The following is a 19,141-nucleotide window of genomic DNA, read 5'->3' as shown; positions in this document are numbered from 1 at the left end:
TCGCTCGGCGAGATGTGGGGCTCTCTCGGCAGGCTCAGGCGGTCAGTTCGTGCTCATCGCCGTCGGCGTCGTCGGCGAACTGGGTGCGGTACAGCTCGGCGTAGCGGCCGTTGCGGGCCAGCAGCGTCGCGTGATCGCCACGTTCGACGATCCGCCCACCCTCCAGAACCGCGATCTCGTCGGCGGCCCGGATCGTCGAGAGTCGGTGGGCGATCACGATCGACGTCCGACCGACCAGGGCCTCGGCCAGCGCCTCCTGCACCGCCGCCTCCGACGTCGAGTCCAGATGTGCGGTGGCCTCGTCGAGGATCACCAGCGACGGTTGGGCCAGCAGCAGCCGCGCGATGGTCAGCCGCTGGCGTTCGCCGCCAGACAGGCGGTAGCCGCGCTCGCCGACGACGGTGTCGAGGCCATCGGGCAGGGCCGACACGAGTGCATCGAGGCGCGCGCGACGCAACGCATCCCAGATCTGCGCCTCGGACACGGCCGGATTCGCCAGCGCCAGGTTGGCTCGAACCGTGTCGTGGAACAGGTGACCGTCCTGCGTCACCAAACCGACGGTGCGGTGGACCGAGGCGCTGCGCAGATCGCGCAGATCGACCCCGTTGAGAGTGATCGAACCGGAATCGACGTCGTAGAGCCTGGTCGCGAGATTGGCGATGGTCGACTTGCCGGCGCCTGAACTGCCCACGAGCGCGGTCATGGTGCCCTCCGGCACGTCGAGGTCGATGTTGTGCAGGACCGTCGAACCACCGCGGTTGTCCAGTTGGGCAACCTCTTCCAGCGACGCCAGCGACACCTTGTCGGCCGACGGGTAGGCGAAGGACACGTCGTCGAAGCGCACCGACACCGGGCCTGCCGGCACCGTGCGGGCGTCGGGTTTGTCGGCGATCAACGGCGTCAGGTCCAGCACCTCGAAGACACGCTCGAAGCTGACCAACGCGCTCATGATCTCCACGCGCGCATTCGCCAGCGCGGTCAGCGGCGCATACATCCGGGTCAGCAGCAGCGCCAGCGACACCACGGCGCCCGCGGACAGGTGCCCGCCGACCGCCAGCCAGCCGCCAAGCCCGTAGACCAGTGCCAAGGCGAGCGCGGACACCAACGTCAGCGCCGTCATGAAGTAGTTCTGCAGCATCGCGCGCCGTACGCCGATGTCGCGCACCCGGTCGGCGCGATCGGCGAACTCCGCCGACTCCACCTCGGGACGTCCGAATAGCTTGACCAACGTCGCACCAGGAGCTGAGAACCGCTCGGTCATCTGCGTCGACATGCGCGCGTTGTACTCGGCGGCCTCGCGGGACAGGGCCGCCATCCGTTTGCCCATGCGCCGCGCCGGCACCACGAAGATAGGCAACAGCACCAGTGCGAGCAGAGTGATCTGCCAGCTGATCGCGATCATCACGCCCAGCGTGAGCACCAGCGTCACCGCGTTGGACACCACCCCCGACAGCGTGTCGCTGAACGCACGTTGTGCGCCGATGACATCGTTGTTGAGTCGGCTGACCAACGCGCCGGTCCGCGTGCGGGTGAAAAAGGCGACCGGCATCTTCTGCACGTGGTCGAACACCGCACGGCGCAGATCCAGGATGAGTCCTTCACCGATATTGGACGACAACCACCGCAGCGCGATCCCCGATCCGGCCTCGACGAGCGCGATACCCGCGATCAGCACCGCCAGTCCGGCGATGGCACCGCCACTGCCACCACCGGTGATCAGATTGACCACCCGCCCGGCCAGCAGCGGTGTCGCCACCGTCAACAAGGCGGTGAACACCGACAACCCGAGGAACAGGACGATGCGCCGACGATGCGGTTTTGCGAAGCCGCCGATCCGACGCATGGTGGCGCGCCGTTCACCGCGCAGCGTGCGTCCCTGCGGCGCGTTCATCGTTTTGTACATGGTGTCCCATGCGACCGACTGCATGCTCATCCCACCACGGTAGAACCTCAAGTCAACTTGAGGTCCACCGGCGCAAACGGTGCGTCCGCCGACACCTGTTCGTTGTCCTTCTGCCACCGCCGGAGGAAGCGGTACCCGGGGGACGAACCGCGTGCGCTGAGCCTGAGTAGGTTGGATACGGAGTGATCGATCGGGGACGAACGAATACGTGATGGACGAAAACGAGGTAACAGCGTGGCAGCAGAACTCAAACTCGGTCTCAAGGCGTCGGCGGAGCAGTTCGATCCGCGGGAACTCGTGGAGATCGCCGTGTTGGCCGAGGAGCACGGGCTCGATTCGGTGACGGTAAGCGATCACTTCCAGCCGTGGCGCCACAACGGTGGTCATGCCCCGTTCTCGCTGGCGTGGATGGCCGCGGTCGGCGAGCGCACCAAGCGGGTGCAGATCGGGACGTCGGTGATGACGCCGACGTTCCGCTACAACCCGGCGGTGATCGCGCAGGCGTTCGCGTCGATGGGCTGCATGTATCCGGGTCGGATCATGCTCGGTGTGGGTACCGGTGAGGCGCTCAACGAGTACGCGACCGGATTTCAGGGTGAGTGGCCGGAGTTCAAGGAGCGTTTCGCCCGGCTGCGTGAGTCGATCAGGCTGATGCGCGAGTTGTGGACTGGCGAGGAGGTGAACTTCGACGGTGAGTACTACAAGACGCAGGGCGCCTACATGTACGACGTGCCCGAGCAGCCGATCCCGGTGTATGTGGCCGCGGGCGGCCCGGTGGTCGCCCGCTATGCCGGTCGGGCGGGTGACGGGTTCATCTGTACGTCGGGTAAGGGTGCCGAGCTGTACCAGGAAAAGCTGATCCCGGCGGTCAAGGAAGGCGCGGAGAAGGCCGAACGCGATTTCGAGCAGATCGACCGGATGATCGAGATCAAGATCTCCTACGATCCGGACCCGGAATTGGCCTTGGAGAATACGCGGTTCTGGGCGCCGCTGTCGTTGACCGCCGAGCAGAAGCACAGCGTGAACAGCTCGACGGAGATGGAGCGTCTGGCCGACGAACTGCCGATCGAGCAGGTCGCCAAGCGGTGGATCGTGGCGTCGGACCCGGACGAGGCGGTGGAGAAGGTGAAGTTCTACACCGACTCCGGCCTCAACCACCTGGTGTTCCACGCGCCCGGACACGACCAGCGTCGTTTCCTGGAGAACTTCGAGAAGGACCTGGCACCCCGGCTGCGCAAGCTCTCGGTGTGACGGGCGTTCGAGCGTAATCGGCCTCGGGGGGCGCTTGACGGTGCCGGTCGCGGTGGCCGCGGACCGCGCGATTCGTCCGATACCGTGATTGCCCATGGAACGGGACCGCATGGTGGACGTCGGCGTGGCGCTGGTGTCGCGATTCGGGGCGAAGGCGCTGAGCCTGACCTCGGTCGCGCGGCAGGCCGGGGTTGCGCGGGCGACGGCGTACCGGATGTTCGGTGGCAAGGATGCGCTGATCGCCGCGATCGTCGAGCGTGAGGTCGTGACCTTGCGGGTCAAACTGCGCGAGTGGGCCGACGCCGAGCCCGATGCGGCCGGCAAGGTGCGTGCGCAGGTGCGCAACGTGCTGCCCTACATCCGTGAGCACGAGGCCCTGCAGTACGTGCTGCGCAACGAACCCGAAGAGGTGGTGCGGGCGCTCGTGGCCACCGAAGCTGCGGCGGGCCCGACACTGATCCACCAGATCGTGGAGCAGACCCTGCCTGATCTGCAGCCCGAGATCGCCGCGCAGCTTCGGCCCGACCCGCGCGGGGCTGCCGAGTTCCTGGTCCGCACGATCTACTCGTTGATGCTCATCCCGGACAGTGCGCTCTCCGACGATGACGTCGCCGACCTGGTGGTGCGCGCCATCGTGAGGTGACCGACGCCGCCACCTGAGTGACAGTTACGCTGAATGTGTAACGCACGAGGAGGTGGGCCGATGTCCGACGAACCGAGCCTGTCGAACACATCCGACGACGAGACCGCGCTGCGGGCCGTGACGATGCACCGCCCCCGGTGGGGTGATCCGACCACCCCGGCCGACCTTCCGGCCGCGGCCGCCGCGCTCGCCGGTGCCGATGCGGTCGCCGATACCGGTGTCGACCCCGACGCGGTCGTGCTCGCCGAACCCGCGGTGCCCGAGGCGGTCCGCACCGCGCTGGTGAAACTGCTCGGAGCGTCGAATGTCAGCGCAGACCACCGTGATCGCATCGATCACACCCGTGGATACTCGACAACCGATCTGCTCACGTTGCGCGGCGGTGACGGCAGCGACGCCCCCGATCTGGTCGTCGCACCCGCAAACCACGGCGACGTGGTGCGGCTGCTCGAGTTGTGCGCCCACCACCGGGTCGCGGTGGTGCCGTTCACCGGGGGCACCTCGGTGGTGGGCGGTCTCACGCCGCAGCGTGCCGGGTTCGCCGGGGTCGTGTCGGTGGACCTGCACCGGCTCGACCAGCTCGTGGAGGTCGACGAGATCTCCCGCACCGCGACACTGCAGGCCGGCCTGCGTGGCGTGCGCGCCGAAGAATTGCTGCGCGCCAACGGGTTCACCCTCGGGCATTTCCCGCAGTCCTACGCGGGCGCCGGCATCGGCGGGTACGCGGCCACCCGATCGGCCGGTCAGTCGTCGGCCGGCTACGGTCGCTTCGACGAGATGGTGGAGCATCTGGTGCTCGCCACCCCGCGTGGCACCGTCGAGTTCGGCACGGCACCCCGGTCGGCGGCCGGCCCGGACCTGCGCCACCTCGTCCTCGGATCGGAAGGGGCGTTCGGGATCATCACCGAGGTCACCGTCCGCATCCACCCGACACCCACCCGTCGGGTATTCGAGGGCTGGGGCTTCGCCGACTTCGACGCCGGCGCAGCCGCTCTGCGGCGCCTCGCCCAGGACGGGCCGATGCCCACCGTGCTGCGGCTGTCCGACGAGGTGGAGACCGCCATCAACCTCGCCGACCCCGACGACCTCGGCGGCGATACCGGCGGATGTCTGGCGGTCGTCGGCTATGAGGGTGCGGCGGCCGAGGTGGACCGGCGCCGTGACGCGACCACCGAGGTGTTGGGTCAGGCCGGTGGCACCTACGCCGGAACAGAGCCGGGGCAGGCGTGGCGGGCCGGTAGGTTCCGCGCACCGTATCTGCGTGACCCGCTGCTCGACGCCGGCGTGCTGGTGGAGACCCTGGAGACCGTCACCTACTGGTCCCGATTGGCGGAGGTCAAAGCCGCGGTCACCGATGCGGTGACCACCGCCCTCGCCGACCTGGGAACCGAGCCGCTGGTGATGTGTCACATCAGCCATGTCTATGCGGCCGGCGCCTCGCTCTACTTCACCGTCGTCTGTCCGCAGACGCCGAACCCGATAGAGCAATGGGCGGCGGCGAAAGCGGCTGCCAACACCGCGATCCGCGCATCCGGCGCCAGCATCACCCATCATCACGGCGTCGGCCGCGACCACCGCGCGACCTACCACGACGAGGTCGGTGCGCTCGCAGTCGAGGCGCTGCGCGCGGTCAAACGCACCCTGGACCCCGACGGCGTCTGCAACCCCGGCATCCTGCTCTGACCGTGCGAACGCCGACCGGGTGCGTGATCGATCCAACTCGAATTCACCTGCGAGCACACCCTGTGACCGCCGGATCGCCGATAGGCTGAGCCCATGGGTGCAGACACCGTCGAGTCGCGCAGCATCTACCTCGCCTCGGCCGAAGGGGACACCGGCAAGTCGACCATCGCGCTCGGGTTGCTGGCGCTGTTGTCGGCGCGTGGCGGGCGGGTCGGTGTGTTCCGTCCCATCTCCCGGGCCAGCGGCGGCGAACGAGACTACATCCTCGATCTGCTGATGGATCGGGACTCGGTGGATCTGCCCTACGAAGACCGCATCGGCGTCACCTACGAGCAGGTGCACGACGACCCGGAAGCGGCGATCGGGGAGATCGTGGCCCGCTTCCACGCCGTCGAGGCGTCCTGCGACACCGTCCTGATCGTCGGGTCCGACTACACCGACGTCGGCAACCCGTCGGAGCTGAGCTACAACGCGCGGATCGCGGCCAACCTCTCAGCGCCGATCATCTTGGCGGTCAAGGCGTCTGGGCGCAGCGCCGTGGAGATGCACGGTCTGGCCGAGCTGCTGCTCACCGAGATCTCGGCCGCGCATGCGACCACGGCGGCCATCGTGGTGAACCGTTGCGAACCGGAGCTGCTCGACGTCACCAATCGTGAGGTCGCCAAGACCGGCGTGCCGACCTGGTGTCTGCCGGAAAACCCGGTGTTGTTCGCCCCCACGATCGGTGAACTCAAGACCGCGCTCGGTGCGCACATGTACAGCGGCGACGAGACCCTGCTCGACCGGGAGGCCCTCAACGTGATGGCCGGCGGCATGACCGTCGAACACATCCTGGAGCGGCTGACCGACGGGATGGTGGTGATCACGCCCGCCGACCGTTCCGACGTACTGCTGGCGCTCGTCAACGCCAATACCGCGCAGAGCTTTCCGAGACTGTCGGGAATCATCCTCAACGGCGGTCTGCGGCCGCATCCGATGATCGAGGCGCTCGTGAAAGGGCTCAAACCGACGCTGCCGATCATCGCGTGCGGACATGGCACCTACGAGACGGCGCGGACCGCCGCGCACACCCGGGGGCGGCTCGGTCGGGATTCGGCGCGCAAAATCGATGCGGCCCTGGGGTTGATGGAGCGCAACATCGACCCGGAGGCGTTGCTGAAGGTGCTCGACGTGCGGGCGCCATCGGTGGTCACCCCACAGATGTTCGAGTACGGCCTCGTCGCCCGCGCGCGGGCGAACCCCAAGCACATCGTGTTGCCCGAAGGTGAGGAGGACCGGATCCTGCGCGCCGCCGGGCACCTCCTGCGACGCGGCGTCGCCCGTCTCACACTGCTCGGCCCAACCGACCGGATACATACGCGCGCACAGGAACTCGGTGTCGACCTGGACGGCGTGGACGTGATCGATCCCGCATCGTCGGAGCTGTTGGATGATTTCGCCGCCCAGTACACCGAGATCCGCAAGCACCGCGGGATGGACATGGAACGCGCCGCCGAGATGATGCACGACGTCTCGTATTTCGGCACGATGATGGTACACACCGGGATCGCCGACGGCATGGTGTCCGGGGCGGTGCACACCACCGCACACACGATCCGGCCGGCCTTCGAGATCATCAAGACCAAGCCCGGCGTCAACACGGTCTCCAGCGTGTTCTTCATGTGCCTGGCCGACAAGGTGCTCGCCTACGGCGACTGTGCGGTGGTGCCCGACCCGACGGATCAACAACTCGCCGACATCGCCATCTCGTCGGCGCAGACGGCCGCGCAGTTCGGGATCGAACCCAAGGTCGCCATGCTCTCGTATTCCACCGGCGAGTCGGGCTCCGGCGCCGACGTCGACAAGGTGCGGGTGGCGACCGACCTCGTACGAGAACGAGCGCCGGAGGTCCTGGTGGAAGGTCCCATCCAGTACGACGCCGCGGTGGAACCGAGTGTGGCGGCGACCAAGATGCCCCAGTCGCCGGTGGCGGGGCAGGCGACCGTTCTCGTGTTCCCGGATCTCAACACCGGCAACAACACCTACAAGGCGGTACAACGCAGTGCGGGTGCGGTCGCCATCGGCCCGGTGCTGCAAGGCCTCAACAAACCGATCAACGATCTGTCCCGCGGTGCGCTCGTCTCCGACATCGTGAACACGGTGGCGATCACCGCCATCCAGGCCCAGGGTGAACCCGGGACCGTGACGGAGGGACCGGCATGAACGCGACGGCCGCCGGTGCGGTGCTGGTCCTCAACGCCGGTTCGTCGTCGCTGAAATACCAACTGGTCCATCCTGGTAGCCAACAGGTGGTGGCCGACGGTATCGCCGAACGGATCGGCGATACCGGATCTTCGATCACCCATGAACAAGACGGCGATGTCGAGACCGTGTCGGCGGAGCTGCCCGACCACCATGCGGCCATCGAGCGGGCGATGCGGTTCTTCACCGACCACGGCACGGATCTACGCAGCGCCGGGTTGCAGGCGGTGGGCCATCGAGTGGTGCACGGGGGACGCACCTTCTTCCGCCCGACCCTGATCGACGACGAGGTGATCGGGGAGATCTCACGAATCTCCAGCCTTGCGCCGCTGCATAATCCGGCCAACCTGATCGGCATCGAGGCAGCTCGGACATTGCTTCCGGAGGTGCCGTCGGTGGCGGTTTTCGACACCGCGTTCTTCCACGACATGCCCGACGCTGCCGCGACCTACGCCATCGACCGCGGCGTCGCAAGTATGCACGCCATCCGTCGCTACGGATTTCACGGCACCAGCCACGAATATGTCTCGGAGCAGGTGGCCGGGTTCCTCGAACGCCCCCTCGAGTCGATCAATCAGATCGTCCTGCATCTCGGCAACGGGGCGTCGGCGTCGGCGATCGCCGGTGGTCGGCCGATGGACACATCGATGGGGATGACCCCGCTCGAGGGATTGGTGATGGGCACCCGCAGCGGTGACGTCGATCCGGGCATCGTGCTGCACCTGCACCGTGTCGCGAAGCTCCGGGTCGATCAGATCGACACGCTGCTCAACAAGCAGTCCGGGCTGAAGGGTTTGTGCGGCGAAAACGACTTCCGGACCATCACCGAGAAGATGGCGCAGGGCGACGAGGCGGCACGACGCGCCTACGACGTCTACATCCATCGCCTGCGCCGCTACATCGGCGCGTACATGATCGAGTTGGGGAAGGTGGACGCAATCACGTTCACCGCCGGTGTCGGTGAGAACGCGGCGAGTGTGCGCGCCGATGCGCTTGCGGGCCTGGAGAACTACGGGATCGTCGTCGACCGCGAGCGTAATGCCCTGCGCAGCAAAGATGCCCGGCGAATTTCGCCGGACGATGCCGACGTGTCGGTGCTCGTGGTCCCCACCAACGAGGAACTGGCCATCGCCCGACAGTCCGCGGAAGTCGTCAGCACCCCGCGTTGAGTGGGCGTCCTTTCCCGTCGAGTGGGCGCGGTATCTCGTTCGTTGGGCGCCGTATGTCGTTGACTGGGCGTTGTTTTGGGTCGAGCGGGTGCGTTGTCTGATCTCGATACGCCCTCGGCTAGCGCCTCGGGCTACTCGATCAGCGAGGCGGGGGCTTCACGCTACTCGATGAGCGGGGCGGGGGCTTTGGGCTGCTGGATGAGCGGGGCGGGGGCTTTGGGCTACTCGATGAGCGGGGCGGGGGCTCTGGGCTTCTGGATCGGCGGGGCGGGCTTTGGGTTGTTCTATCAGCGAGGGGTGGCGTGTTCAGAAGAGCGTGTCCGGCCGCACGTAGTTCGCGAGGTCGACGAGCATGAACCGGTGATCTCGGTTGGACCGGGTCTGTCGGGCCAGTGCTCGCAGACTGCGTTCGGTGCCGGCCCGCAGGCCCTGCTCGGTGAACGGATATCCCAGCAGCGTGGTCGGTTGAAGGGTGGGATCGGTGTCGGGATTCTCGTGCACCCAGCCCAGGGCGGTGCCGAGCACGATGAGTAGCAGACGCTGCTTGCGGGGTTCGCCCTCGGGCATCACGCCCACTCGTCGCGCGGCTTCGACGACCTGCTGGCGGGTGATCTCGCCGGTGGGTCTGCCGTGCACCAGTGCGATCACCGCGGTCGCGCGTGCGGTGTTGAAATGTCTGCTGGTGGGCGGCACTTCGTCGAGCGGTGCGATGGCCGACGCGACGTCACCGGTGGCCACCGCCAGCCGTGCCAGCCCGAAGGCCGCGGTCACGATCCCGTGGTCGGTGAGCCACAGATCGTGATAGTGGTGGGCGGCGACATCGAACAGTTCGGCTATGCGTGCGTCGTGACTCTCCGACGGCAAACCCTCATCCGACAGCCACCGGCCGATGAGTTCGGCCGTACCGGCCACCGCCAACTTCGGTGCCACCTCGCCGGGCATCGCCTGCAGCACATCGCTGAACCGCTCATAGGCCAGCTCTGGCTCGTCGTTCATCAGCGCGCAGATGGCCAGATACCATTGCACGCGCCACGAATCACCGTGGTGCACCGAGACATCCCGCAACAGAGCGAGGGCGGTGTCGACGTCGTCGAGTTCCAGATGCGCGCGCACCTCGGCGAGATCGATCTCCAGGGACGGGTGTTTGCGCTTGTCGGTGCGGCCGAGCAGTGACGAGAAGCCGTCGGCGCGGGCCGCATGGATGGAGTCCAGGGTCTGGCGCGGATCGGAGAACGCGGCCGAGGTGAGCATGCTCGACGCGGGATCGGCCGGATTGACCAGCGGCAGCGGCAACGCCCGGGCGATGTCGACAGGATCGTAGAACGCGGCCTGTTCGGGATCGAAGAAACCGTCGACCGGCGCCAACATCAGATCGGTACCGAACGTCGAGCGTTGCGGGGTGAACACCGTGGACAGCGATGGGCGCGGCACGCCCGTGTGCACGGCGACGATCTCGCGCAGCACATTGAGGACCTGGGTCGTCATCTCGTCGGTGGAGGCGAACCGGTCGGCAGGGTCTTCGGCCGTAGCTCGTTGCAGCAGAAGGTAATACGACGGATTATCTCGGAACACCGGGGTGTCCTCGGGGGAGGGCAGGCCGTCGAGGTAGCGGCCGTTGCGTTTGGGCATGTCCACGGTGAGCGCCGCGAGGGTGCGACCGATGCTGTAGATGTCGGAGGCCACCTGCGGGCCGGTCCGGACGATCTCGGGGGCCTGGAAACCCGGTGTGCCGTACAGGTGTCCGTACCCGTTGATCGCCGACACCGCACCGAGGTCGATCAGCTTCACCTCGTCGCTGCCGACCATGATGTTCTCGGGTTTGACGTCGTTGTAGACCAGGCCGACGGAGTGCAGGTAACCGACGGCGGGCAGTACCTCCAGCATGTAGGCCATCGCGTGCTCGACGGGCAGCAACCCGGTGCCGCCTTCGTCCTCGGCAGTGATCTGTTTGAGGGTCTGCCCGCCGATGTACTCCATCACGATGTAGCCGAAACGGTCACCGAATTCGTTGACGTGCTCCACGAAGTTGTAGATCTTGACGATGCCGGGGTGGTTCACCGACGCGAGGAACTGTCGTTCGGCGACAGCCACCGCCTGCGCCTCGGAGTCCGACGAATTGAGCAGACCCTTGAGCACGACGGGGCGGTCGGAGACGTTGCGGTCGATGGCCAGATAGATCCAGCCGAGGCCGCCATGTGCGATGGCACCGGCGATCTCGTACTGGTCGGCAACCAGTGTGCCCTGTTCGAGGCCGGGCACGAACGAATACCGCACCCCGCAGTGCGGACACTCGCCGGTGAGATCGCCCTGACCGGGACCGGAGGTGCGTCCGACCGGTTTTCCACATCGCCAGCACGTGCGTTTGCTCTCCGCGATGACCGGGTGGGTCAGCACCGCATCTGCGGGCTCGATGTCGGTGATCTTGGGCAACTCGACGAGTCCACTGCCCAGACGACGATCGTGCACCATCGATCGGTTGCGCGGCACCAGTCGCCGACCTGAGCCGAGGGCGGAGATAACGTCGGTCGGGATCGTCGGTCCGGACCGTCCCGACACCCGGTCGGTGGGTCCGTCTTCCTGGTCATCTGCGTTCCCAACGTCGGCGTACTGGGTTCCGACGTCGAGATCGCCGAGGGTGGCCTGCTGGGTGCCGACATCGAGATCGTCAACCGACGCCTGCTGGGTGCCGACGTCGAGATCGGCTGCCGACGCCGCCTGGGTACCCACGTCGGCGGGCTCGTCGTCGCAGAGCTCATCGCGGCTCACCGCCTGCGTGCCCACCTCGGCCCCGCCCGCGTCCGCTGTGGACGCCGGCGCCTGCGGGCGATACTCCTCGTCTGTCATCTCAGCCTGTCATCTCAGCACGTCACCTCGATCGGCCAGTGCCGCTCGGTCGGATGCTCTCCGTCGTCTCCTCATCGGTCATGCCGTCAGTCTCTGTACACCGGTTGTGGCGGTCCGTTACTCGGCCCCAGGATCGACAACCAGCGGTCGTACATCTCTTGCCACTGTCCTGAGCTGCGGAGCTGTTCGAGGACTCCGTTCACGAAACGCACCATGTCGTCTTGGCCCTTCGGGATTCCGACACCGTAGTACTCCACGCCGAGACTAGGCCCCACGAGTTGCACCCACGGGTCCTGTTCGGCGAGGCCGGCGAGGATGGCGTCGTCGGTGCTGACCGCGTCGGCCTGACCCTGTTGCATCATCACCAGGCAATCGGCCCACGTGGTGGTGGTGACCATTCTGACGCGCGGCACGATGGCCTGTATTCGGCCGATGGAGGTGGCGCCCCGGGCGGCGCAGACGCGTTTGCCGACGAGTTGCCGAGGTTCGGTGACACCGGAGTTGCGGGTCGATAGAATGCGTTGGTACGCAACGTAGTAGGGGGTTGAGAACGACACATCCTGCAGCCGGTCACACGTGATGCTCATCGTCTTCACCACCACGTCGACGGAGTGGTCGGCGAGCGCCTGGGTGCGGTCGGCGGAACTGAGCACCCGGAACTCGATGGTGGCTTCGTCGCCGAAGATGGCTTGCGAGATCGCGCGCGCGATGTCGACGTCGAATCCCTGGATGTCGCCGCTGATCGGGTCGCGGAAACTGAACAGATTGCTGCCGATGTCGAGTCCGACGATGAGCCGCCCGCTCTCCAGGATCTCCGCCATCGTGCTGCCCCGCGGCATCTGGCCGGGGGGTGGCATCGCACCGGGGCGCAGGCTCACCGTCGCGTCGCAGTTCTGCGAGGTCGGCACCGGCTCGCGCGGCACATCGGTCTGCGCACCGGGAGGCAGCGGACGTGCTCCGAACGCGACCGGTGGCGGCGATTCCGGTGCGGGGAACCGGGCGCAGCCGGTGGCGGCGGCACCCACCGCCAGGGCCAGTACGGCCGACGTCGTCAGCTTCTTGATGCGTACCCGAACCTCGAACCGGTCGATCATCGGTACTCCCGGATACGCGGGATCAGTCCGATCACCACCGCGGCGCCGGCGAACAAGGTCAGTCCGAGGATGCCGGAGCCAGTGAAGCCGAGGACACGTTGGGCGGTGTTGATGTCGTCGCGGAAGGCCTGGCGGGTGGTGGTGATGCTGTCGACGAGCGCGCGGTCGAGGTCGCGGTAGGCCTGCGCGGTGGTGTTGCGCCCGTCGCCCATCGTCATCGTGCGGGCCTGTGCGAAGTCACCTGCCGACATCTGTGCGCGGACCTGCGCATCGAGTTCACGCCAGCGGTCGAGCACATAGTTGGCGTTGTAGATCTGCGCGTCGGTGACGACGCTGGAGTCACCGCGCTCGCGCTCCACCCGGTCGATCAGCCGCTCGATGGCGGCGGTGGTGTCGGTGAATGTGCGGTCCTGATCTTCTTGGTCACCGCGGCGCACCAATGACAGCGTCTCCGCCGACCGCGCCTGCTGGGTGAGAATGCGTGCCGAGGTGAGTTCGCGCAGTGGGGCCGCCCCGTCCACGCGCGCGTTGTTGGTGGCGGCCACCGACATCAAACCGGAGGTCAGCAGCCACACCGTCCCCACGACGACTGCGATCAAGGCCGACAACACACCGACGTTGAATCGACGTCGAGTGCGCCTGACCAGATAGCGGCTGGTGGCCAAGAGCCCGACGACCAAGGCGACCAACGCGATGTACACACCCCACGGTGGCTTCGTCAGCGCACTCTGCGGATCGGCGATTGCCATCGACCGACGCTGGTACAGGCGCTGGGCGGCCGGCAGGATCTTCTCCTGCATCATGGTCGACGCCTCGCCGAGGTACGCCGAGCCGACCGGGTTGCCGAGACGGTTGTTGGTCCGGGCGACTTCCACGAGGCCGCTGTATACCGGGATGCTGATGGCCAGGGTGTTGAGGTCCGAGTCGATCTCGCGAGAGGCGGCCGCGCTGGTGGCTCGCTCGACCTCTTCGGAGGACCCGGCCGCGATGATCAGCGACGACGACGCGGTGGCGAGCGCGTCGGCGTATCGCGTCCGCAACTCCGGCGATTCCAGGCCGCCGGAGATGAACGCCGAGTTGGCCGAGGCATCGGCGATCGACAGTGAACTGTAGAGAACCTGGGAGGCTTCGGCGAGCGGCTCGGTGCGATCGATCATCAGCCGAAGTGTCTGGGTGCGGTCTTCCAACGTAGTCGAGGCGTACAGACCGGTGGCCACACACGAGATCGCGAGCACCACAAGGATCAGGATGAGTTTTCCCGGACTGGTAACCGAGTAGTGGCGCAGCGTCGTCAGCGGCGACTGTGCCCGCTGGCGTGTCGAGGTGACGAGATTGCGGCGGTCGGAGAGCACCTGTCGGATCGGAGGCGCCGTGGGACTGGGCCGGATGGTCCGGCCCGCACGCGTGAGCGCGGTCCTCATGGGCGAGACGTCGCCGGTCACGTCAGGTTCCTTCCGAACTCTCCATATTTCCGGCGTCACTTTCCGATCGTGCCGGTCGTGCCGGCGTCGGGTTCACGGTCTCCACCTTGTCTGTCGCCGCGCGCAGTCCATATGTTTCGTCTCTCGGCAAGTGGCGAAACGCGATGTCCGGCGTTGCGTCGAAAGCTCGAGGACACGGTTCGGACATCTGCCTCAACCCTAGTCCTCGGGTGCGCGCCCGGCTCGACGTGCGGTGCCGTGTCCCCGCACTTGTCGGATTGCGGGCGGATCGGGTCGGCGGGGGAGTCGACCAGAGGCGGATCGGGTCGGCGGAGTGAATTCCACGTTCGCACTCTGGCCAGTACCGGCCGCCTCACATACGGTGGACGACGTCCGGGCCGCACGGTTGGAGAGTCGGGGCGACGACGAGCAGCAGGAGGCAGAGTGCGCGGAGACGGCGACGGTTGGGTGGTCGATCCGGACGGTTCGCGCTACTGGGGCCGCAATGGTGCGGCAGGACTGCTGCTGCGCGCGCCGCTGCCCGACGGGTCCACCGGGATCCTGCTTCAGCACCGGGCGGTGTGGTCGCATCAGGGCGGTACCTGGGGTTTGCCCGGCGGTGCCCGCGACTCTCATGAGAGTGCGATCGACACGGCGATCCGCGAGGCCGACGAGGAAGCCGGTATCGGGGACAGCGCGCTGCGGGTGGTTGCCGCGATCGTCACCCACCAGGCGCCCAGCGGGTGGACGTACACCACGGTGATCGCCGAGGTCGATCAACCGGTGGACACCGTGGCGAACTTCGAGTCCGCTGAGCTGCGCTGGGTGCGCGAGGACGACATCTCCGAGTTGCCGTTGCATCCGGGTTTCGAGAATGCTTGGCCGATGCTGCAGGAACGCATCAACGCTCTCGATCCGCGGAGCTGAGAATCGTGCCCAATTCTGCAGTCGGGCCCAGTTTTGGGATCGGGCCACCGCCGGTCACTGCGTCGGCCGGAGCCGGTTGGCCCCGGCGATGAGTGCGCGGACGTTGGCTTCGTCGGCGGTCTGGCCGGTGCCGTACGCCCAGCATCGGCGGTCGTCGTGTTCGCACAGCAGGAATGTGATGACGGTCCCGGCGACCTCGCGCTGATGGAGTCCGGCGATCTGGACCGGCGCCCCGATGTCGTGCAACATCGACGTCATTGCCCCGATCGGGCCGGCGGCGGTCGCCTGTAACGACATGATCTTGTCGGCGTGGGCGATGGTGGCCTGGCAGGTGACCAGGTCTTCTCGGTCCCGTCGGGTCGACCAGGTGCCCAGCCGGATCGCCCCGGTCGGGGCGTACTCGGCGAGGAAGCCTTCCCAGCTCAGGCCGGTCGCCTCCTCGCGCATGCCGCGTGGCAGCGACTGACCGAACCGAGCCGCGAACGGATCGGTGCGTGGATGTGTTGTGCGTCGGATGGTGTGCATGGAATTCGCCTGTCCGGTCGAGGAGCGACCGACGGGCAGATGCGCAACGACCCCGCAGCGGGGGGTCGGTCAGATTCAGACCCCGCTGCGGCGGGTTACGAGCGCGTTCTGCATGCACAACATGATGGCGACCACGATAGACCGCGCAGTTGCGACGCGGCAACTGCGTTGTCGGCGCAACGTCCTACAGCGCACCACGCAACTGCGTGGCGGCCGTGCGTGGATCGTCGGCGGCGGTGATCGCGCGGACCACCACTGCCCGGCGGGCTCCGGCATCGGTCACCGCAGTGAGCCGGTCGGCGTCGATGCCGCCGATGGCGAACCACGGCTTCTCGGTCGCGACCGCCGCTGCCTGACGGACGAGGTCCAGGCCTGGGGCGGACCGGCCGGGTTTGGTCGGCGTGGGCCAGCACGGCCCGACACAGAAGTAGTCGACGTCGTCGTCGTCGACCGCTTCGCGTAACTGTGCTGCGTCGTGGGTGGAGATGCCGATCGCGATGTCGGCGCCGGCAATGTGGCGGGTCAGCTTGGCGGGCAGGTCGCCCTGTCCGACGTGCAGGACATCGGCGCGTGACAGTGCGGCGATGTCGGCGCGGTCGTTGACCGCGAGCATCGCGCCGTGCTGGTGGGCGATGGCGCGCATATGTGCCAGGATCTCGAGTTCCTCTCGGGCCTCGAGGGTGCCGAACTGCGCTTCGCCGGGCGAACCCTTGTCCCGTAACTGGACGATGTCGACACCGCCGGCGACTGCAGCGGACACGAAGTCGACGAGATCTCCGCGTTCCCGGCGGGCGTCGGTGCACAGGTAGAGGCGGGCGTCGGCGAGCCGCGCGGTCCGCGCGCTTCGGGTGTCGGTCACGGTGGCCACGCTAGCCGTGGGAGTCGAGACGACTGCGGCCCCGGGTCGCCACCGCCGTGCCAACGCCCAGAACGACGGCGGTAGCCTGGGGTGGAACGACACGGGAGCCCGGGGTGCGCCGGGCTGAGAGTGCGGATCGATCCTCCGCTGACCGTTTGACCTGATCCGGGTAATGCCGGCGAAGGAAGGATGATCTGACGTGATTGCTGACAATTCCGGCTCCGCCACCGGCCTGCTGGCGGTGATCGGTGGCGGTGTCATCGGCTTGACCTGTGCCTTGGCCGCTGCCGACGCCGGTTGGCGGGTTCGGGTGTTTGACGCCGGCGCCGAGCATCGGGCGGCATGGGTGGCGGCGGGCATGCTCGGGTCCCTGGGTGAAGGGCATCCCGGGGAGGACGAGCTGCTGGCATTGTCCACCGAGTCGGTGCGCCGCTGGCCGCAGTTGCTGTCCCGTCTGGGCGGCCACAGCGTTCTGGCAGCCGCCGACTCGCTGTTCGTCGCAGCGTCCTCCGCCGACGCCGAACATCTCGATACTCTCGCCGACTTCGTCTGGGCCCGCCGACCGCGCGCCCAGGACGACCTGCGCCGGGTGGGCCCGACTGAGATACGGCGACTCGAATCGGCCGTGAGCTCCCGGCTGCACAGCGGCTATCTGGCCATCGGTGAGGGCGCGGTGGACAACCGTCGATTGCTCGCCGCGTTGCGGGAGGCGCTTCTGGCGGCCGGTGGTGAGGTGATCGAGCGGCGGATCAGTGATCTCGCCGAGCTGGCCGACGCCGATGACATCCTCGTCGCCGCGGGATTGGGAACGTCCGCGTTGGTGCCGGAGGTGTCGTTGCATGCGGCCAAGGGAGAGATCCTCCGGCTCCGTCGGACCACGTGGTCGGTGCCACCGCCAACGCACGTGGTGCGAGCGCGGATGCACGGTCGGGCGGTGTATCTGGTCCCGCGGCAGGACGGCGTCGTTGTCGGCGCCACTCAGTACGAACCGTTCGACGAGACGGCCTTTGCCCCCGATGTCGGCGGCGTGACGGACCTGCTGTCCGACGCCGTCGACCTCATGCCCGGTCTGCGTACCTACGAGCTGGCCGAGGCCGGTGCCGGCATGCGTCCGTGTTCGGTCGACGGGCTCCCCATCATCCGTCGCATCGATGAGCGGGTGCTGGTTGCCACCGGCCACGGCCGCAACGGAATCCTGTTGGCGCCCTATACGGCTCATGTGGTCCTCGACGTACTCCGCGGCGCTGCAGGCCGGCGCACTGTCGGGGCCACGAACGCGAGCGACGCCATCAACCAAGGAGTGAGCAGATGATGACGGTCACCGTCAACGGAGAGGACATGACCCTGCGGCCCGATGCCTCGGTGGCGGAACTGCTGAGGAGTATGGGTCTGCCGGACCGAGGTATCGCCGTCGCCGTCGACGGCGTGGTTGTTCCCCGGGGGAGCTGGAGCACGGCCCTGCATGCGGGTGCCGGTGTTGAAATCGTCACGGCGGTGCAGGGTGGGTAGTGCGATGCGGAATGATCCGACCACGGATACGAACGCCGAATCCGCGCTATACGGGAACGCGAAGGCCGCTGACTGTCTGCGGATCGCGGACCGCGAGTTCGCTTCTCGGCTCATCATGGGCACCGGGGGGATCTCCAACCTGGCCGTTCTCGAGCGGGCCCTGGTGGCGTCGGGCACCGAGTTGACCACCGTGGCCATGCGGCGTGTGAGTCCGGACTCGCGTACCGGGATGATCGAGTTGCTGCGTCGCCTGGACATAGCGATCCTGCCCAACACCGCTGGCTGCCATACGACGGCCGAAGCAGTGTTGACTGCGCAGCTCGCCCGCGAGGCCGTCGAGACCCATTGGGTGAAGCTCGAAGTGGTGTCCGATGAACGTACCTTGCTACCCGACCCGATCGAACTGATCGACGCGGCGAGGGCCTTGGTCGACGATGGCTTCGCCGTGTTGGCCTACACCAACGACGATCCGGTTCTTGCCGGGCGGCTGCAGGCTCTCGGTGTCGCAGCCGTGATGCCACTCGGGTCACCGATCGGTACCGGATTGGGTATCGCGAATCCGCACAACATCGAGATGATCGTCGCAGATGCACAGGTGCCGGTGGTCCTCGACGCGGGTATCGGCACTGCGAGCGACGCCGCTCTCGCCATGGAAATCGGTTGCGATGCAGTCCTGCTCGCCTCCGCGGTCACGCGCGCTGATGACCCGGAGCGAATGGCCACGGCGATGAGGCACGCGGTGATCGCCGGGCGTCATGCCGCCGGCGCCGGCCGTATCCCGAAGCGCTTCTGGGCTCGGGCGTCCTCGCCGCAACGCGCCTGAATAATACCTCGCGATGTGACGATCATGGCGAAATACATTGGCGTGGAGCCGGTTTCGTTACGCGGCGGGCTCGCAGGCTCGCTCGCCGCTACGCAACCAGCGGGTTGGGGCAAACTGCGGTTGGGCAGTGGGCCCGCATGCTGCTCGCCCGGCGTACGGTGTCGCGTATCGCGCACCACATGGGTTGCTGTGCAACCGATGTGGCCGTCGGGTACGCGACACCGTTGCGGCGCCGTTGTTTCACGCTAT

Annotated in this window: 15 protein-coding genes and 1 riboswitch; of the genes, 9 read left to right on the top strand and 6 right to left on the bottom strand. The window is 67.2% G+C overall.

Going from position 1 to position 19,141, the window contains the following annotated elements:
- Positions 1 to 34: 34 nt before the first annotated feature.
- The gene (locus tag OSB52_RS16385; RefSeq protein WP_235721833.1) at positions 35 to 1,933 is read right to left on the bottom strand and encodes an ABC transporter ATP-binding protein; all 1,899 of its coding nucleotides are present in this window, start codon (positions 1,931 to 1,933) and stop codon (positions 35 to 37) included.
- 204 nt (positions 1,934 to 2,137) lie between these two features.
- On the opposite strand from OSB52_RS16385, the gene fgd reads away from it, so the two are divergent.
- From fgd to OSB52_RS16360, 5 genes are all read left to right on the top strand, one after another.
- Positions 2,138 to 3,154: a glucose-6-phosphate dehydrogenase (coenzyme-F420) gene (gene fgd, locus OSB52_RS16380; protein ID WP_266062737.1), complete on the top strand. Its 1,017-nt coding sequence runs from the start codon at positions 2,138 to 2,140 to the stop codon at positions 3,152 to 3,154.
- A gap of 94 nt (positions 3,155 to 3,248) precedes the next feature.
- On the top strand, positions 3,249 to 3,797 hold the full coding sequence (locus OSB52_RS16375; protein ID WP_235721835.1) for a TetR/AcrR family transcriptional regulator: 549 nt from the start codon (positions 3,249 to 3,251) through the stop codon (positions 3,795 to 3,797).
- A gap of 60 nt (positions 3,798 to 3,857) precedes the next feature.
- Positions 3,858 to 5,480 (top strand): FAD-binding oxidoreductase, encoded by a 1,623-nt coding sequence (locus OSB52_RS16370; RefSeq protein WP_266062736.1) that lies wholly within the window; start codon positions 3,858 to 3,860, stop codon positions 5,478 to 5,480.
- A 93-nt stretch (positions 5,481 to 5,573) separates the two neighbouring features.
- Complete coding sequence (gene pta, locus OSB52_RS16365; protein WP_266062735.1) at positions 5,574 to 7,682, top strand: phosphate acetyltransferase; 2,109 nt, start codon at positions 5,574 to 5,576, stop codon at positions 7,680 to 7,682.
- Positions 7,679 to 8,890 carry an acetate kinase gene (locus OSB52_RS16360; RefSeq protein ID WP_266062734.1) on the top strand — a complete coding sequence of 404 codons (1,212 nt, stop codon included), beginning with the start codon at positions 7,679 to 7,681 and terminating at the stop codon, positions 8,888 to 8,890. Before pta ends, OSB52_RS16360 begins: the two co-directional genes overlap by 4 nt.
- A gap of 306 nt (positions 8,891 to 9,196) precedes the next feature.
- Here the strand turns inward: OSB52_RS16360 and OSB52_RS16355 are convergent, their stop codons facing one another.
- From OSB52_RS16355 to OSB52_RS16345, 3 genes are all read right to left on the bottom strand, one after another.
- Positions 9,197 to 11,734 (bottom strand): serine/threonine-protein kinase, encoded by a 2,538-nt coding sequence (locus OSB52_RS16355; protein WP_266062733.1) that lies wholly within the window; start codon positions 11,732 to 11,734, stop codon positions 9,197 to 9,199.
- A gap of 86 nt (positions 11,735 to 11,820) precedes the next feature.
- Positions 11,821 to 12,828 carry a glutamate ABC transporter substrate-binding protein gene (locus OSB52_RS16350; RefSeq protein ID WP_266062732.1) on the bottom strand — a complete coding sequence of 336 codons (1,008 nt, stop codon included), beginning with the start codon at positions 12,826 to 12,828 and terminating at the stop codon, positions 11,821 to 11,823.
- On the bottom strand, positions 12,825 to 14,270 hold the full coding sequence (locus tag OSB52_RS16345) for a GlnX family signal transduction membrane protein (protein WP_266062731.1): 1,446 nt from the start codon (positions 14,268 to 14,270) through the stop codon (positions 12,825 to 12,827). Before OSB52_RS16345 ends, OSB52_RS16350 begins: the two co-directional genes overlap by 4 nt.
- Before the next feature lie 423 nt (positions 14,271 to 14,693).
- Between OSB52_RS16345 and OSB52_RS16340 the strand changes: the two genes are divergently transcribed.
- Positions 14,694 to 15,176, top strand: coding sequence for an NUDIX hydrolase (locus tag OSB52_RS16340; protein ID WP_266062730.1), 483 nt, complete (start codon positions 14,694 to 14,696; stop codon positions 15,174 to 15,176).
- A 54-nt stretch (positions 15,177 to 15,230) separates the two neighbouring features.
- On the opposite strand, the gene OSB52_RS16335 is transcribed toward OSB52_RS16340, so the two are convergent.
- Both OSB52_RS16335 and thiE read right to left on the bottom strand, forming a co-directional pair.
- Positions 15,231 to 15,701 carry a 2-isopropylmalate synthase gene (locus OSB52_RS16335; RefSeq protein WP_308191641.1) on the bottom strand — a complete coding sequence of 157 codons (471 nt, stop codon included), beginning with the start codon at positions 15,699 to 15,701 and terminating at the stop codon, positions 15,231 to 15,233.
- A gap of 184 nt (positions 15,702 to 15,885) precedes the next feature.
- On the bottom strand, positions 15,886 to 16,560 hold the full coding sequence (gene thiE / locus OSB52_RS16330) for a thiamine phosphate synthase (protein WP_266062729.1): 675 nt from the start codon (positions 16,558 to 16,560) through the stop codon (positions 15,886 to 15,888).
- A 90-nt stretch (positions 16,561 to 16,650) separates the two neighbouring features.
- Positions 16,651 to 16,765: riboswitch (TPP riboswitch) on the top strand.
- Between thiE and thiO the strand changes: the two genes are divergently transcribed.
- The 3 genes from thiO (at position 16,763) to OSB52_RS16315 (ending at position 18,892) form a co-directional block, all read left to right on the top strand.
- The gene (gene thiO / locus OSB52_RS16325) at positions 16,763 to 17,872 is read left to right on the top strand and encodes a glycine oxidase ThiO (protein ID WP_266062790.1); all 1,110 of its coding nucleotides are present in this window, start codon (positions 16,763 to 16,765) and stop codon (positions 17,870 to 17,872) included. (Overlaps the previous riboswitch by 3 nt.)
- Positions 17,872 to 18,069: a sulfur carrier protein ThiS gene (thiS, locus tag OSB52_RS16320; protein WP_235722009.1), complete on the top strand. Its 198-nt coding sequence runs from the start codon at positions 17,872 to 17,874 to the stop codon at positions 18,067 to 18,069. The genes thiO and thiS overlap by 1 nt, the downstream gene beginning before the upstream one ends.
- Positions 18,070 to 18,073: 4 nt before the next feature.
- Positions 18,074 to 18,892: a thiazole synthase gene (locus OSB52_RS16315; RefSeq protein WP_266062728.1), complete on the top strand. Its 819-nt coding sequence runs from the start codon at positions 18,074 to 18,076 to the stop codon at positions 18,890 to 18,892.
- The last annotated feature ends 249 nt before the right edge of the window (positions 18,893 to 19,141 follow it).

The organism is Gordonia aquimaris, assembly GCF_026262595.1.
Taxonomy (GTDB): domain Bacteria; phylum Actinomycetota; class Actinomycetes; order Mycobacteriales; family Mycobacteriaceae; genus Gordonia; species Gordonia tangerina.
The sequence above is the reverse complement of the archived record's forward strand: the minus strand, read 5'-3'. Positions and strand labels throughout refer to the sequence as shown.